At 75.6% G+C, this 1354-nt stretch carries 2 pseudogenes; one reads left to right on the top strand and one right to left on the bottom strand.

Annotation, left to right across the window (positions count from 1 at the left end):
• Positions 1–236, bottom strand: a pseudogene (locus AC2W7G_RS16455) (MFS transporter); the annotation flags it as partial.
• Between AC2W7G_RS16455 and AC2W7G_RS16450 the strand changes: the two are divergent.
• A pseudogene (locus AC2W7G_RS16450) lies at positions 184–1091 on the top strand (TIGR03936 family radical SAM-associated protein). The pseudogenes AC2W7G_RS16455 and AC2W7G_RS16450 sit on opposite strands and share 53 nt — an antisense overlap.
• Positions 1092–1354 lie beyond the last annotated feature (263 nt).

Here is a 1354-nt window from a genome sequence, read left to right as displayed (position 1 = left end):
GCGCGCAGGCCCAGCGAGCGCACCAGGCGCGGCCCGAGCAGGCCGGCGACCGCGAAGGCCAGCGGCGGCAGCGCCGTCAGGAAGCCCACGGTGCCCGGGCCGAGCCCCAGGTCGTCCTCGACGTCCGGCATCACCACGCCCAGCCCGGTGACGAACGGACGCAGGTTGAGCGCCAGCAGGGTCATGGCGAGCAGCACGAGCAGGGTGGTGCGACGGGAGCGGGGACGAAGATGCACCCGTCCAGTGTCGTCGCACCGCGCAACGAGCACTCCGCCGACCCTGGCTAGGCTCGTGCGGGTGAGCGAGAACCCCGAGCCGCGCCCCGCCGTCGTGCCCGATCCCGGCCTGCCGAACCCCGAGGCGCCCAACCCGCAGCTCCCGGTGCTGCAGAAGCTGCGCATCCAGTACGCCAAGCGCGGACGCCTGCGCTTCACCAGCCACCGTGACTTCGGCCGGGCCTTCGAGCGCGCCATCCGCCGCGCGCGCATCCCCATCGCGCACTCGCACGGCTTCACGCCGCACCCGAAGATCTCCTACGCCAACGCCTCGCCCACCGGCGCGGCCAGCGAGGCCGAGTACCTCGAGATCGGCCTGACCCAGCGGCTGGACCCCGCGACGTCCAGCGCCGCCTCGACGCGTCCCTGCCCGACGGGCTGGACGTCGTCGCCGTCGTCGAGGCCGGGGCGGGCTCCCTGGCCGACCGGCTGGAGGCCAGCCGGTGGGAGCTGACGCTGCTCGGCGTCGACCCCCGCACGGCGGCGCAGGCGGTCGCGACGTTCCTCGCCCAGCCGTCCGTCGAGGTCGAGCGGATGACCAAGCGCGGCCCCCGCGTCTTCGACTGCCGGGCCGCCGTCGTGCGGCTCGCGGTCCGATCGGAAGGCGGCGGGGAGCAGCCCTGTGCGATACTGGACCTGGTCGTGCGGCACGGCACCCCGTCCGTGCGACCGGACGACGTACTCGCCGGACTCCGCAGCAGCGGAGGCCTCGAGGTCGCGCAGGCGCCGCTGGCGAACCGCGTGGCCCAGGGCCCGCTCGACCCCGAGTCCGGCACGGTCGGCGACCCGCTCGCCCTCGACCGCGACGCGCCCTGACCGGCGCTGCCCGCGGCGGCGGCGGAATCGCCATGTGACAGACCACGTACGTCACCACGCCCCACCGGGGCGTGGCACGACAGGCTTCCGGTCCGTTCGCGGACCCAGACACGGCCCCGTGCGGCGTCCTCGCGGCGCGCCGGGGTGAAGGAGAGCACCGTGCTCGACGACAACGACATCCAGGCCGACGGCTCCGCGGACGACACGCAGCCGGCTCCCCGCCGCTCGGCGAGCCGCCCGGCCGGTGCCCCCGCCGCCCTCTT

The sequence above is a fragment of the Aeromicrobium sp. PFPM2_SD2 genome, from assembly GCF_057364525.1.
The sequence above is the reverse complement of the archived record's forward strand: the minus strand, read 5'-3'. Positions and strand labels throughout refer to the sequence as shown.